The 13,250-nt window shown below is 68.8% G+C and carries 16 protein-coding genes; 2 read left to right on the forward strand and 14 right to left on the reverse strand.

Annotated features, from left to right (window positions below):
* Nucleotide 1 precedes the first annotated feature (1 nt).
* The 4 genes from msrB to VYI76_RS12920 form a co-directional block, all read right to left on the reverse strand.
* Nucleotides 2-472: a peptide-methionine (R)-S-oxide reductase MsrB gene (msrB, locus tag VYI76_RS12905; RefSeq protein ID WP_326525206.1), complete on the reverse strand. Its 471-nt coding sequence runs from the start codon at nucleotides 470-472 to the stop codon at nucleotides 2-4.
* 74 nt (nucleotides 473-546) lie between these two features.
* A complete protein-coding gene (locus tag VYI76_RS12910; RefSeq protein ID WP_326525252.1) occupies nucleotides 547-1,785 on the reverse strand; it encodes a cytochrome P450 in 1,239 nt (412 codons plus the stop codon).
* 90 nt (nucleotides 1,786-1,875) lie between these two features.
* A complete protein-coding gene (locus VYI76_RS12915; RefSeq protein WP_326525207.1) occupies nucleotides 1,876-3,171 on the reverse strand; it encodes an ABC transporter permease in 1,296 nt (431 codons plus the stop codon).
* On the reverse strand, nucleotides 3,168-4,088 hold the full coding sequence (locus tag VYI76_RS12920) for an ABC transporter ATP-binding protein (protein ID WP_326525208.1): 921 nt from the start codon (nucleotides 4,086-4,088) through the stop codon (nucleotides 3,168-3,170). The genes VYI76_RS12915 and VYI76_RS12920 overlap by 4 nt, the downstream gene beginning before the upstream one ends.
* A gap of 60 nt (nucleotides 4,089-4,148) precedes the next feature.
* On the opposite strand from VYI76_RS12920, the gene queG reads away from it, so the two are divergent.
* Nucleotides 4,149-5,189 (forward strand): tRNA epoxyqueuosine(34) reductase QueG, encoded by a 1,041-nt coding sequence (gene queG / locus VYI76_RS12925; protein WP_443018959.1) that lies wholly within the window; start codon nucleotides 4,149-4,151, stop codon nucleotides 5,187-5,189.
* 103 nt (nucleotides 5,190-5,292) lie between these two features.
* On the opposite strand, the gene VYI76_RS12930 is transcribed toward queG, so the two are convergent.
* Nucleotides 5,293-5,670, reverse strand: a complete 378-nt coding sequence (locus VYI76_RS12930) for a hypothetical protein (protein ID WP_326525210.1) — start codon at nucleotides 5,668-5,670, stop codon at nucleotides 5,293-5,295.
* Nucleotides 5,667-6,347 carry an EI24 domain-containing protein gene (locus VYI76_RS12935; protein WP_326525211.1) on the reverse strand — a complete coding sequence of 227 codons (681 nt, stop codon included), beginning with the start codon at nucleotides 6,345-6,347 and terminating at the stop codon, nucleotides 5,667-5,669. The genes VYI76_RS12930 and VYI76_RS12935 overlap by 4 nt, the downstream gene beginning before the upstream one ends.
* A 179-nt stretch (nucleotides 6,348-6,526) precedes the next feature.
* Between VYI76_RS12935 and VYI76_RS12940 the strand changes: the two genes are divergently transcribed.
* Complete coding sequence (locus tag VYI76_RS12940) at nucleotides 6,527-7,528, forward strand: adenosine kinase (RefSeq protein ID WP_326525212.1); 1,002 nt, start codon at nucleotides 6,527-6,529, stop codon at nucleotides 7,526-7,528.
* Between the two features lie 97 nt (nucleotides 7,529-7,625).
* Here the strand turns inward: VYI76_RS12940 and VYI76_RS12945 are convergent, their stop codons facing one another.
* The 8 genes from VYI76_RS12945 to hisB form a co-directional block, all read right to left on the reverse strand.
* Complete coding sequence (locus tag VYI76_RS12945; RefSeq protein WP_326525213.1) at nucleotides 7,626-9,203, reverse strand: amino acid permease; 1,578 nt, start codon at nucleotides 9,201-9,203, stop codon at nucleotides 7,626-7,628.
* A 93-nt stretch (nucleotides 9,204-9,296) separates the two neighbouring features.
* Complete coding sequence (locus VYI76_RS12950; RefSeq protein WP_326525214.1) at nucleotides 9,297-9,674, reverse strand: histidine triad nucleotide-binding protein; 378 nt, start codon at nucleotides 9,672-9,674, stop codon at nucleotides 9,297-9,299.
* Entirely contained in the window at nucleotides 9,675-10,001 is a 327-nt protein-coding gene (locus VYI76_RS12955; protein ID WP_326525215.1) for a phosphoribosyl-ATP diphosphatase, read from the reverse strand.
* 32 nt (nucleotides 10,002-10,033) lie between these two features.
* Entirely contained in the window at nucleotides 10,034-10,252 is a 219-nt protein-coding gene (locus VYI76_RS12960; protein WP_326525216.1) for a hypothetical protein, read from the reverse strand.
* A gap of 60 nt (nucleotides 10,253-10,312) precedes the next feature.
* Nucleotides 10,313-11,071: an imidazole glycerol phosphate synthase subunit HisF gene (hisF, locus tag VYI76_RS12965; protein ID WP_326525217.1), complete on the reverse strand. Its 759-nt coding sequence runs from the start codon at nucleotides 11,069-11,071 to the stop codon at nucleotides 10,313-10,315.
* 2 nt (nucleotides 11,072-11,073) lie between these two features.
* Nucleotides 11,074-11,823, reverse strand: a complete 750-nt coding sequence (gene hisA, locus VYI76_RS12970; protein WP_326525218.1) for a 1-(5-phosphoribosyl)-5-[(5-phosphoribosylamino)methylideneamino]imidazole-4-carboxamide isomerase — start codon at nucleotides 11,821-11,823, stop codon at nucleotides 11,074-11,076.
* 160 nt (nucleotides 11,824-11,983) lie between these two features.
* Nucleotides 11,984-12,586, reverse strand: a complete 603-nt coding sequence (hisH, locus tag VYI76_RS12975) for an imidazole glycerol phosphate synthase subunit HisH (protein WP_326525219.1) — start codon at nucleotides 12,584-12,586, stop codon at nucleotides 11,984-11,986.
* Nucleotides 12,583-13,170 (reverse strand): imidazoleglycerol-phosphate dehydratase HisB, encoded by a 588-nt coding sequence (hisB, locus tag VYI76_RS12980; protein ID WP_326525220.1) that lies wholly within the window; start codon nucleotides 13,168-13,170, stop codon nucleotides 12,583-12,585. The genes hisH and hisB overlap by 4 nt, the downstream gene beginning before the upstream one ends.
* Nucleotides 13,171-13,250: the final 80 nt, after the last annotated feature.

The following is a 13,250-nucleotide window of genomic DNA, read 5'->3' on the forward strand; positions in this document are numbered from 1 at the left end:
ATCAAACCGCGCGGGGACTGAAGTTCAGCGCGATGCCGTTGATGCAGTAACGTTTGCCGGTCGGCGCCGGCCCGTCATCGAACACATGGCCGAGGTGCCCCGCGCAGCGGCGGCAATGGACCTCGACGCGCGTCATCCCCAGGCTGCGATCGGTCTCGGTCGCGACGGTGCCCCGGAGCGGCGCCCAGAAGCTCGGCCAGCCGGTGCCGCTTTCGAACTTCGTCTTCGAGGTGAAGACCGGCAGGGCGCAGCCGGCGCAGGCGAACACGCCGGTACGCTTCTCCGCGTTCAGAGGACTGGTGAAGGGGCGCTCGGTGCCCTGCCGGCGCAACACGTCATAGGCCGCCGGCGACAGCCGCTTGCGCCAGTCGGCGTCGGACAGCGTGACCCTGTCCTGCGCGAGGGCTGGGAAGACGGCGGCGAAGGGTGCCAGCGCGGCGCCGGCGATTAGGGTGCGGCGGGTCGTGTCCATGCCGGCCGATGTAGGAAGCGCGCAGTGCTTGCGGTAGGCCGGGTGCCGTACCGATGGAGACAGCGGCGCGCCGGTCAGTAGCGCACGACCTCCACCGGCAGCTTGCGGTATCCGTGCACGAAGCTCGCGAGCACGCGCTCCGGCTCTCCGGCCGCCTCGACGCGCAGGCGGCGTTTCGCCATTTCCTCGAGCAGCACGCTGATCTGCAGTTCGGCCAGCCGCGCGCCGACGCAGCGGTGGATGCCGTGGCCGAACGCCAGATGGCGCCGCGCGTTGGGACGATCGACGCGGATGCTGTCGGGATCGTCGAACACGCTCTCGTCACGGTTGGCGGAGATGTACCAGAGCGCGACCTTGTCGCCTTCACGGATCAGGTGCCCCTCCACCTCATGATCCTGCGTCGCGGTGCGGCGCATGTGGGCGAGGGGGGTCTGCCAGCGGATGATCTCCTGCGTGGCGTTGTGGATCAGCGACGGATCGGCCTCCAGCTTCGCCCGCTCGTCGGGGAATTGCGACAGGCCGTAGGCATAGGCGGTCATCGAATTGCGCGTCGTGTCGTTGCCGCCGACGATCAGCAGGATCAGGTTGCCTATGAATTCATGCGGGTCCATTTCGGCCATCGCGTCCGAATGGATCATCATGCTGATGAGGTCGGGGGTGGGATCCTTGCCCAGCTTCGAATTCCACAGTTGCTGGAAATAGGCGCCGCATTCGAACATGTGCTTCAGCCGTTCGGCGCGCTTGGCCTCGTCCTTGTAGATTTCGATGTCGCCGGCCCAGTCCGACCAGAAGGTCAGCTTGCGGCGATCTTCCCACGGGAAGTCGAAAAGCAACGCCAGCATCTGGGTGGTCAGTTCGATCGAGACGGTATCGACCCAGTCGAATTCGCGGCCGATGGGCAGTTCGTCGAGGATGTCGGCGGTGCGGCGGCGGATGTCGTCGGTCATCCGCGCCATTTCGCTGGGCGTGAAGGCGGGGGCGACGGTGCGGCGCTGGCCGGTATGCTTTGGCCGATCCATCGCGATGAACATCGGCAGCTTCACGTCCACGCCCTCGCGAAAATCGGCGATGGTGATGCCGCCGGCTTGCGACGAGAAGACGTCGGGCAGCGATTCGATGTACGTGATCGGCTTGTAAGACGCGATCGACCAGAAGGGGCCGTAGTCGGTCTGGTCGTGCCAGTGGATGCCGCCCCTGGCGCGGATTTCGGCGAAGGGCGCCTGCCACACGTCGTCGCGGTAGAGTTCGGACCGGCTGACGTCGAGCGGGTCCGGCGCGCGCGCGGCTGCGGACTGCGGGGCAAGCGTCGCCATCATCGTCTCTCCTTTTTGGGAAAGGATGACGTAACTTACATGGATGTCAATAGCTCCCGGTGCTCCCGCGCAGGCGGGAGCTCGGTATGGCTATGCCGCCGCCTCGGCCTTCTTGCGCTTCCAGAACGCCGGGCTGCCCGATTGCAGGACGCCGCGGCGGAACAGGCGGGCGCCGAGCCAGACGGTGGCGGCGACCCACAATGCCTGCCAGCCGAGCGCGAGGAGGTGGGGCCAGATTTCCGGGCTGTTCGCCGCGCGCGCGGCCATCGCGAAGGGGGAGCTGAACGGGAAAATCTCGGCGAAGCGGGCGAGGGTCGATTCGGGGCTGGACGCGGCGGCCTGGCTCATCCCGAACATCGCGACCTGGAAGATGGTGATCGGCAGCGACAGCATCTGGATCTCGCGCGGCGTGCTCGCCTGCGCGCCGATGCCGAGGAACACCGCGCCCAGCAGCAGATAGGCCATGGTGAAATAGGCGAAGAACAGGAACGGGAAGGCGGCACCGGTCGCCGGACCGACATCGGCAAAGGCGCGGCCGATGTTGGGCGGCAGCATCTGGCCGAGGTTGACGACGATCGTCCCCCAGAAGCCGACGAACAATATGGCGACCCCGAACATGCCGATCAGCTTGCCCAGGAACACGCTTTCGAGCGGCACGGCGGCGGCGAGAATCTCGATCACCTTGTTCGAGCGTTCCTCCGCCATCGTGCCGACCGCTTGGCCCGCCAGCATCAGCGTGAGGATGAACAGGCCGAAGACGGTGAAGAAGGCGGCCCGACTACCGCTCGATGCGGAGGCCCGGCGTGCTTCGGTCTTGAAGGGCTGGATGGTGGCGGTCGACAATCGCGTATCCGAACCCAATCGGCGATCACGCATCACTTCGTCCGCCAACAGCGCCAGATAGGTCGCGCGGCTGACGTAACCTGGTGCATGAAGAACGGTCGGCTTGTCGAGTGGGCCGTAGAGGACGGCGAGGGTTTCCACGTCGGTGCGGGCGAACGCTGCTCTGGCCTGAGCGGCCGGATCGCCCTTCGGCGCCTCGATCAACAGCGTCGGGGTGCCTCCGCGTCGGGGGCGGGGCGGAGCGAACGGGCGAGAGGACGCCTTTGCCTCGGCATCTTCGTCGCGGCGAGCAAAGGCCTCGGCCAGCCGCCGGTCGGCAGCGATCATTCTCCGACCGTCTTCTGCGCTGGCGAGCACGATGATCCGCGACTTTTCGGTCGCGCTGGACGCCATGGACGCCGCGCCCAATCCGCCGACAAGGCCGAAGCCGAGCATGATGAGCGGAGCGAGCAGAAACAGGAGGAACGTCGGCGTGAACACCGTCGCGATGAAATCGCGCCGCGCGACCGTCAACGTCTGGCGGATCGTCTTGCGCGCGCTCATGCCGCCTGCTCCAGCGCTTCGCGGCCGACGATCTTGACGAAGGCGTCGTGCAGGCGCGCGGGCTCGATCGAGAGGCCGGAAATGCCGTAGCCGGCGTCGATCAGCTTCACGAGTGTCCCTTCGATGCCTTCCTTGGGCAGGGTGAAGACCCAGCCGTTTTCCCCTTCCGCCTGCGCATCGGCGGGCAGCAGGGCGGCGATGCCGTCATTGGGGTGGTGCGGCACGTAATGCGCCCTGACCGGCAGGGTGGCGCGGGCGTCGTCCACCGTCCCCTCGAACCGGGCCTTGCCGCCGGCGATGATCGTCAGCCGGTCGCACAGCCGCTCCGCATGGGCCATGACGTGGGTCGAAAACAGGATGGTCGCGCCGCGATCGCGCTGGGCGACGATCAGTGCCTCCAGCCGTTCCTGGTTGACCGGATCGAGGCCGGAAAACGGTTCGTCCAGCACCAGCAGATCGGGTTCGTGGACGACCGAGCCGAGAAGCTGGACGAGCTGGGCCATGCCCTTCGACAGCTTCTTGATCTTCTGGTCGGCGGCGTGGCCGAGGCCGGCGGCCTCCAGGCTTTCGCGGGCGCGCTTGCGGCCCGTGCGCCAGTCCAGCCCGCGCAGCGCGCCCATGAAGGCGATGGCGTCGACCGCCTTCATGCCGGGATAGAGGCCGCGTTCCTCGGGCAGGTAACCGACCTGGTCGCTGGCGTCGCGCGGATGGGGGCGGCCGAGCAGCGCGCGTTCGCCCTCGTCCGGTTCGATGATGCCGAGCAGCATGCGCAAGGTCGTCGTCTTGCCCGCGCCGTTGGGGCCGAGCACGCCGTAGATCGCGCCCGCGGGCACGGCGATATCGACACCATCGACGACGCGCCGCCCGCCGAAACGCTTGACCAGGCCGTTCGCGGTGACGGCCAGAGAGCTGCTCACAAATTCACCCCTTCACATCCGTATCCGTGGTAGCGGGCGGGGGTGCGCGAAGACAAGCCGATCGAACTGCGATTGAAAGAAAAGGCGGTGCAGCTGGGCTTTGCCGCGATCGGAATCGCGCGCGCCGACGCGGCGCCGGCGGCGGGCGTGCGGCTGCGCGAATGGCTGGCGGACGGCGCGCACGGCGAGATGATCTGGATGGAGGAGCGCGCGCACCATCGCGAGCGCCCGGCGGGGCTGTGGCCCGAGGTGCGCAGCGTGATAGCGCTGGGGATGAGCTATGCGCCCGGGCGCGACCCGCTGGCGCTGGAGGGGGTGGGGGATCGCGGACGCATTTCCGTCTATGCGCAGGGGGCCGATTATCACGATGTGGTAAAGCGCGCGCTGAAAGCGCTGGCGCGCTGGCTCGTCGAGGCCGCGCCGGGGACGGACCTGAAGGTGTTCGTCGATACCGCGCCGGTGATGGAGAAGCCGCTGGCAGAGGCAGCGGGGCTGGGGTGGCAGGGCAAGCACACCAATCTGGTCAGCCGCGACCATGGCAGCTGGCTGTTCCTTGGCGCGATCTACACCACGCTGGAGCTGACGCCCGACCGGCCGGGGCGCGACACCTGCGGATCGTGCGACGCGTGCCAGCGCAGCTGCCCGACCGATGCGTTTCCCGCGCCCTACCGGCTCGATGCGCGGCGCTGCATCTCGTACCTGACGATCGAGCACAAGGGGCCGATCCCGGAGGAGTTTCGGGAAAGCATCGGCAACCGCATCTATGGCTGCGACGATTGCCTGAGCGTGTGCCCGTGGAACAAGTTCGCGGTTGCCGCCGCGGCGAATCTGGCGTTCCAGCCGCGCAGCGAGCTGATGGCGCCGCGCCTCGCCGACCTGCTCGACCTCGACGATATGGCGTTCCGCCAGGTGTTCGCGGGATCGCCGATCAAGCGGATCGGACGGGGGCGGATGGTGCGCAACGCGGCGATCGCGGCGGGCAATTCGGGGGATGCGCGGCTGGAGGCGCCGCTCAGGCGGCTGCTGGAGGATGAGGACGCGGTGGTGGCGGATGCGGCGACGTGGGCGCTGGAGCGGCTGGGGCAATCCCGTTCGCCCTGAGCCTGTCGAAGCCCTGCCCTTCTTGCGCGCAGCATGGCGTGCGGCACCAGGAAAAGGGCAGGGCTTCGACAGGCTCAGGGCGAGCGGGGGTTAGGCTTGGGCGCTACTTCCCCCCGTCCCGGCGGCTGAGCGCGGCGACGCAGCTGGCGCGGTCGATCGTGCTGCCGTCGCGCTGGCGGGCGTCGACATGGGTGACGACGGGTTCGCCGCGGCCATCCTTTGGATAGAGATAGGCGTCGAGCACGCAGATGCGGCTGCCGAACTGGAGCTTGCGGCCAGCGCCTTCGACCACGTCGGCGTCGGGGGTGCCGAATGCTTGCGACAGGCCGCGCGCCGTCTGGCCCATCACGCGTTCCAGCCCGACGGTGCTGATCGGGCGCTGCGTCGGCAGCGGTATGTGCGGGGCGGGCTTCACCGCGGCGGGCGCGGTCGCGCAGGCTGCGAGCGGCAGGGCGAGCAGGGCAAGCGGCAGGAACTTCACTGGGACAGCCTCCGGTGGAACAGGTGCGTCGCCATCGCGGCGCCGAGCACAGGCGCGAGCAGGTTGACGAACGGGATCAGGAGCAGGCCGGTGCCGACGCCGCCGAGCGCGAAGCGCCGCCCGCGCGTGCCGGCGCGAAAGGCCGGCAGCTCACCCGGCGCGCGGTGGCGCGCGGCGACCATGTCGCCCAGGTCGCGGCCGAGCAGCAGCGCATTGACCAGGAAGAAGCCGATCGGCGTGCCGATGCCCGTCGCCAGCAGCAGCAGGTAGAGCGGGATCGCCGCGACGTTGACCAGGAGCGTGCGGGCAACCGATCCCGCGCTCATCGCCAGCGATCGGGTGAAGGGGACCGGGCGGGCTGTCACCAGCGCGGTCGGGTAATGTCTCGCCTCGACGGCGGCCACTACGTCGTCGGCGAAGATGCCGACGACCGCGATCGCCAGCGCGCGAAACACCAGCCAGCCGAGCAGCGCGCCGGCGAGCACCGAGGCGACGCCGATCATCTCCGCACCGCCTTCGCCCAGCCCGGCCCAGCGCGCGATGCCGGCGCCGGCGAACCACAGGCCGACACCGAGCGTGGCGAGCAGCGCCAGCGTTAGCGCGAGCGACTTCGCCAGCACCGCGAGGATGGAGCGGTCGCCGAGTTGGCGGACGGAAAGGATGAGCGCTTCGAACACAGCCCGCGGACGATAGCGCCCTGCTTGTCGAAGCGGCAAGGGTCGCCTAGGGCGCAATCTATCCTCCGTTCGCCCTGGGCCTGTCGAAGGGCGGCTCTCCACTGGCGGTGCGCTTTGCGGCCACGTGCCCTTCGACAGGCTCAGGGCGAACGGGAAACTGGCTACAAGGAACAGAGCACGTGACCACCCCGACCTACGACGTCGTCGCCATCGGCAACGCCATCGTCGACATCCTGGCGCAGGCCGAGGACCAGTTCATCGCCGATGAAGGCATGACCAAGGGATCGATGCAGTTGATGTTCTCGCCCGAAGAGGCGGATGCACTGTACGGCAAGATGGGACCGGGCAGGGAGATCAGCGGCGGTTCGGCGGCAAACACCGTCGCAGGGATCGCCGCGCTGGGCGGCAAGGCCGGCTTCATCGGCCAGGTCGCCGACGACCAGCTTGGCAAGGTGTTCGCCCATGACATCAAGGCGGCCGGCGTCGATTTCACTACCCCCGCACGCGCCGGCGAGCCGACCACCGCGCGCTGCCTGATCTTCGTGACGCCCGACGGGCAGCGCACGATGAACACGTTTCTGGGCGCGTCGCAGTATCTGCCCGCCGAGGCGCTGGACGCCGACATGATCCGCGGCGCCAAGATCCTCTACCTCGAAGGCTATCTGTGGGACCCGGAAGAGCCGCGCGCGGCGATGAAGCGCGCGATCGAGATCGCGCGCGAGGGCGAGACCTGGGTCGCCTTCACGCTTTCCGACGTGTTCTGCATCGATCGCCACGGCGACGATTTCCGCCGCATGGTGGAGGATGGGACGATCGACATCCTGTTCGCCAACGAGAACGAGCTGATGGCTCTGTGGAAGACCGACGACCTGGAGGCGGCGATCGCCAAGACGACGCCCGAAGTCGGCGTGCTGGTGGTGACGCGCAGCGAGAAGGGCGCGCTGGCGATGTACAAGGGCCGCCGCTACGAAGTCGCCGCGCAGCCGGTGCCGGCGGTGATCGACACGACGGGCGCGGGCGACCTGTTCGCGGCGGGCGTGCTGCACGCGCTGGCGACCGATCGCCCGCTCGACGGCGCGCTGGTGCAGGGCGCGATCTGCGCCGCCGAGGTCATCAGCCATTACGGCGCGCGGCCAGAGGCGGACCTGAAGGCGCTGGTGAAGGAAAAGATGCCCTATTGATCGGATGATCCCGCGCTCCACGGGGCGCGGGGCCGGGGCACAAAGAAGAAGGGCCGGGGAGCGATCCCCGGCCCTTTCCTTTTGCGTGCCGCCCGGATCAGCGGGTGCCGGGCACGTCGGGTTCGATCTGCGTCACGGCCTCGGTCTCGTGGCTTTCCACCATGCCGCGACCCAGATGGCTCGCGCGGCGACCATAGGCGAAGTAGATCACCAGCCCGAGCGCGGCCCAGGCCGGCAGGACGATCATCGCTTCGAACGGCAGGTTGACGAACAGGAACACGCAGCCGGCGACGGTCAGCGGGCCGAGCAGCGTGAGCGCGGGCGCACGGAACTTGCGCGGACGGTCCGGCGCGGTCTTGCGCAGGATCATCACCGCGATGGCGACCATTGCGAAGGCATAGAGCGTGCCGGCGTTGGCGATGTCCGCCAGCTTGCCGACAGGCAGGAATGCCGCAGCGAACGCCACAGCCGCGCCGGTGACGGCCGTCACGACATAGGGCGTCTTCCACTTCGGATGCACCTTCGACAGAGCCTCCGGCAGCAGGCCGTCGCGGCTCATCACGAAGAAGATGCGGGTCTGGCCGAACATCAGGATCAGGATGACCGACGGCAGCGCCAGGAAGGCGGCGATGCCCAGCATGTTGCCGACGCCCGACCAGCCGATCTGGCGCAGCACGTGCGCCAGCGCCTCGTTCGAGCAGACCAGCGGCAGCTGGTCGGCGGCGTAGGTGGCGCACTGGCGCGCGAGTTCCTCCGAGCCGGCCGGGAACGGGACACCGTTCGGCCCCATGATCGGCTGGCCGCCGACTGTGCCGATCGCGCCCGCCGCGACCAGGATGTAGAAGACGGTGCAGAACAGCAGCGATCCGACCAGGCCGATCGGCACGTTGCGCTGCGGATCCTTGGTCTCTTCAGCGGCGGTCGAAACCGCGTCGAAGCCGACATAGGCGAAGAAGATCGTCGCCGCCGCGCCGACCGCGCCGAGGCCCGAGCCCAGGCCGCCGAACACGCCGGCGGGCAGGAACGGGTTGAACTTGTCGGTCGAGAACTCGCTCGACGGCAGCGTCAGGAAGATGAACGCGGTGAGTGCGGTGACCTTGATCGCGACCAGCACGGCGTTGACCCGCGCGCTCTCCGTCGTGCCGATCATCAGCAGCCAGGTGATGAGCAGCGCGATGACGACGGCGGGCAGGTTGATGATGCCGCCCTCGACTCCGCCGAGCGCAAGCGGTGCGCCGGAAAGCGCCGCGGGCAATTGCAGCCCCAGGAACTCGTTCAATATCGTGCCGGTGAAATAGCCGGACCAGCCGACCGACACCGCCGATGCGGCGACCGCATATTCGAGGATCAGCGCCCAGCCGACCGTCCAGGCGAGCAGTTCGCCCATCGTCGCGTAGCTGTAGGTATAGGCCGATCCCGCGACCGGGATCATGGCGGCGATTTCGGCGTAGCAGAGGGCCGCCACGATGCAGATCGCGCCGGCGATGGCGAAGGCCAGCATCAGGCCCGGACCCGCCTTTTGCGCGCCGGCGGCGGTCAGCACGAAGATGCCGGTGCCGATGACGCAGCCGATGCCGAACAGGGTGAGCTGGAACCAGCCCAGCGAGCGGTGGAGCGATTTCTTCTCCGCCGTCGCCAGAATGGCGTCGAGTGGTTTTACCCGCCCAAATATCATGTACGCGTTCCCCCCGGGGAGGGCGGTCCGTCCTGCGGCCGCCGATTTCAGATGGGCGGCGAGCCTAATGGCAAATCGGGGGAGGGCAATCCCTTATCGCGCGAGCAGCGGGCCCATCGGTTTGCCAGCGAAGACATGGACATGCAGGTGCGGCACTTCCTGCCCGCTTTCGCGCCCGATGTTGGCGAGCAGGCGGTAGCCGGGCTGGACCAGCCCGGCGTCGCGCGCGACATTGCCGACGGCGCGGACGAATCCGGCGATTTCCGCATCCGATCCGCGCGCGCTGAAATCGTCCCACGACACATAAGGCCCGCGCGGGATCACCAGGATATGGGTCGGCGCCTGGGGATTGATGTCGTGGAAGGCGATCGCCCAGTCATCCTCATAGACGCGCTTCGACGGGATTTCGTCGCGCAGGATCTTCGCGAAGATATTCTGCTCGTCATAGGGCAGGGTGGCGTCGATCGGCATTCAATCCTCTTTCGAAGGGCGCCCCGCCTTTTCCACCAATCCCGACACCCCTTCGCGCCGCGCGAGTTCGGCGCGGACGTCGTCGAGGGTGAGGCCGGCGTGGTGGAGCAGGACGGTCAGATGGAAGATCAGGTCGGTCGCCTCGCCGACGAGGGCGGCGCGGTCGTCCGCGATCGCGGCGATCACCGTCTCGACCGCTTCCTCGCCGACCTTCTGCGCGATCTTGGCGCGGCCCTTGCCGGCAAGACTGGCGATGTAGGAGGTGCCGGGATCAGCGGCCAACCGACCGGCGATGGTGGCTTCCAGGGTGGCGAAGGCGTCGCTCATGCCGACCGCTTGGGGCGGGCGGGACGGTGGTGTCAATCCTTGCGGCGTGCCCGCGCCCGCATCGAGCGCCGGGCGAGCCATACGCCGAGCACTGCGCAGGCGAACAGCGCGACGTCCGAGAGTTCGAAGCCGTCGTGGATCACCTCGCCGGTATGCGGCGGTGCGGCGAATAGGGTGTCGGGCGACACGAACGCCACCAGCGCTGCGACGAGAGCGAAGCGGATGGTGGCGTTCATGTGGTTGCTGTCCATGTGTATCGCCCGACGCGGCTTCCCATAGTCCGTTTTCGTGAACGTCCGATGAAGGCGGTTTCAGGAACGGACCGGAACCCCGGCCGCCGCCAGCGCGGCATGGGCGTCGGCGACCGACGCCTCGCCGAAATGGAAGATCGAGGCGGCGAGGACGGCCGACGCGTGCCCCTCGACGATGCCGGCGACGAGGTGCGCAAGGCTGCCGACGCCGCCCGAGGCGACCACCGGCACATCGACCTGGTCGGCGATCGCGCGGATCAGCGCGAGATCATAGCCGTCCTTCGTCCCGTCGCGATCCATCGAAGTCACCAGCAGTTCCCCGGCGCCGAGGCGCGCGAGGTTGAGCGCATGTTCGACCGCGTCGATGCCGGTCGCGCGGCGGCCGCCGTGGGTGAAGACTTCCCAGGTGTCGCCCACCCGGCGCGCGTCGACCGAGGCGACGACGCACTGGCTACCCATGCGCCCGGCAATGTCGGCGATCAGTTCAGGACGGGCGACGGCGGCGGAATTGACCGCGACCTTGTCCGCCCCCGCCAGCAGCAGCGTGCGCGCATCCTCGACCGAGCGGACGCCGCCGCCGACCGTCAGCGGCATGAAGCAGACTTCCGCGGTGCGGCGCACGACATCGACGATCGTGTCGCGCCCCTCGTGGGATGCGCCGATATCGAGGAAGCAGAGCTCGTCGGCGCCGGCGGCATCATAGGCCCGCGCCTGCTCGACCGGATCGCCCGCGTCACGCAGATCGACGAAGTTGACGCCCTTCACGACGCGCCCGCCGGCGACGTCGAGGCAGGGGATGACGCGCGCGCGGACGGTCACCTCTAGCCCTCTCCCCGCTTGCGGGGAGAGGGGGTGTCCTGCGCCACCGCGATCGCCTGCGCCAGGTCGAGCCGCCCGTCGTACAGCGCGCGGCCGGTGATGACGCCTTCGATGCCGGGCTTGCCCTTCAGCGCGTGGATGTCCTCGATTCCCGCGACCCCGCCCGAGGCGATGACGGGGATCGCCACGGCTTCGGCCAGCGCCGCCGTCGCCTCGACGTTGCAGCCCTTGAGCAAGCCGTCGCGGCCGATGTCGGTGAAGAGCAGCGCGGCGACGCCGGCATCCTCGAAGCGGCGGGCGAGATCGGTCGCCGACACGTCGGACACGTCGGCCCAGCCCTGCGTCGCGACGAAACCGTCGCGCGCATCGACCGCCACGACGATGCGGCCGGGCAGGGCGTGGGCGGCGTCCCGCACCAGTTGCGGGTCGCTGAGCGCGGCGCTGCCGATGACGACGCGCGCGACGCCGAGATCGAGCCAGGCGTCGATGCTTTCCCGGTTACGGATGCCGCCGCCCAGTTGGACGCGGCCGGGGAAGGCGGCGACGATGCCGCGCACCGCGTCGCCGTTGACCGATCCGCCGGCGAAGGCGCCGTCGAGGTCGACGACGTGGAGGTGATCGGCCCCGGCATCGCCGAAGGCGCGCGCCTGGGCGGCGGGATCGTCGCCGTAGACGGTGGCGCGGGCCATGTCGCCCTCAGCCAGACGGACGACCTGGCCGGCCTTGAGATCGATGGCGGGGAAGACGATCATGCCGGGCTTTCCGTAAAATCCTCTCCGAGCTTGCTCGGGGAGGGGGACCATTGCGCAGCAATGGTGGAGGGGCTGGCGGAGTACGCTCCAAGCCCCTCCACCCCCGCGCTGTCGCGCGGCGGTCCCCCTCCCCCAGCAAGCTGGGGGAGGAATTGGGCGGTCACGGTCGCCATGTCAGGAACCTCTCCAGCAGGGCCAGACCATAGGCCTGGCTCTTTTCGGGGTGAAACTGGACGCCCAGCAGGTTGTCTCGGCCGATCGCGGCGGTGACGGTGCCGCCATGGCTGGTGGTCGCCAGCACGGCGTCGCCGGTGAAGGCGAAGCTGTGGAGGAAATAGGCCTCGCCGGGCGCGATCAGCGGGTGGCCGGCGATCGGCGCCACATCGTTCCAGCCCATGTGCGGCACGCGGATGCCGGGGGCAGGGGCGATCGCCGCGACCTCGCCCGCGATCCAGCCGAGGCCGGCATGTTCGCCCATCTCATGCCCCGTGGTCGCCATCAACTGCATGCCGACGCACACGCCGAGGAACGGAACCCCGCCGGCCAGTGCGCGCGCCTCCAGCGCCTCGATCATGCCGGGGATCGCGCGCAGGCCCGCCGCGCAGGCGCCGAACGCGCCGACGCCGGGCAGGACGATGCGATCCGCGCGCGCGACCAGGTCGGGGTCGGCCGTCACCGCGACATCCGCCGCGCCCGCCGCCTTCAGCGCATTATGGACCGAGTGGAGGTTGCCCGCGCCGTAATCGATCAGCGCGAGCGTCACAGCGTCCCCTTAGTAGACGGGATCGCGTCGGCCTTGCGCGGATCGATCTCCACCGCTGTGCGCAGGGCGCGGGCGAGGCCCTTGAACGCGGCCTCGGCGATATGGTGGTTGTTGTCGCCGTAGAGCGTGTCGATGTGGAGCGTCAGCCCGGCGGTCTGCGCCAGCGAATGGAAGAAGTGCGGGAACATCTCCGTATCCATCTCGCCCAGACGTTTCTGGGTGAAGGGCAGGTTGCCGACGAACCAGGGGCGGCCGGAGATGTCGAGCGCGACGCGGGTCAGCGTCTCGTCCATCGGGCTGAGCGCGTCGCCGTAGCGGCGGATGCCGCGCTTGTCGCCCAGCGCCTTCGCCAACGCCTCGCCGATCGCGAGACCGGTGTCCTCCACCGTGTGGTGCTGGTCGATGTGCAGATCACCCACCGTCTTCACGTCGAGATCGATCAGCGAGTGGCGCGAGAGCTGTTCGAGCATATGGTCGAAGAAGCCGACGCCGGTCGAGACGGTGTAGGCGCCGGTGCCGTCGAGGTTGACGGTGACGTCGATCGAGGTTTCCGACGTGCGGCGGCTGATCGTGGCGGTGCGCATGGGGAGCCGCCATAGCGCAAGCGGCGTCCGGCGCAATCAAGCTCGGCTTGGCGCGGCGCAAGCTTGACCGCCGGTCATTT

The organism is Sphingomonas sp., assembly GCF_035910975.1.
In the GTDB taxonomy this organism is placed as follows: domain Bacteria; phylum Pseudomonadota; class Alphaproteobacteria; order Sphingomonadales; family Sphingomonadaceae; genus Sphingomonas.

Coding starts and splice junctions, on each gene's coding strand:
- VYI76_RS12910 (WP_326525252.1), bottom strand. CDS start 1,785: ATGGCGACGCTTGCCCCGCAGTCCGCAGCCGCGCGCGCGCCGGACCCG.
- hisA (WP_326525218.1), bottom strand. CDS start 11,823: ATGATCGTCTTCCCCGCCATCGATCTCAAGGCCGGCCAGGTCGTCCGT.
- VYI76_RS12960 (WP_326525216.1), bottom strand. CDS start 10,252: ATGGACAGCAACCACATGAACGCCACCATCCGCTTCGCTCTCGTCGCA.
- VYI76_RS12945 (WP_326525213.1), bottom strand. CDS start 9,203: ATGATATTTGGGCGGGTAAAACCACTCGACGCCATTCTGGCGACGGCG.
- VYI76_RS12955 (WP_326525215.1), bottom strand. CDS start 10,001: ATGAGCGACGCCTTCGCCACCCTGGAAGCCACCATCGCCGGTCGGTTG.
- VYI76_RS12950 (WP_326525214.1), bottom strand. CDS start 9,674: ATGCCGATCGACGCCACCCTGCCCTATGACGAGCAGAATATCTTCGCG.
- msrB (WP_326525206.1), bottom strand. CDS start 472: ATGGACACGACCCGCCGCACCCTAATCGCCGGCGCCGCGCTGGCACCC.
- VYI76_RS12915 (WP_326525207.1), bottom strand. CDS start 3,171: ATGAGCGCGCGCAAGACGATCCGCCAGACGTTGACGGTCGCGCGGCGC.
- hisB (WP_326525220.1), bottom strand. CDS start 13,170: ATGCGCACCGCCACGATCAGCCGCCGCACGTCGGAAACCTCGATCGAC.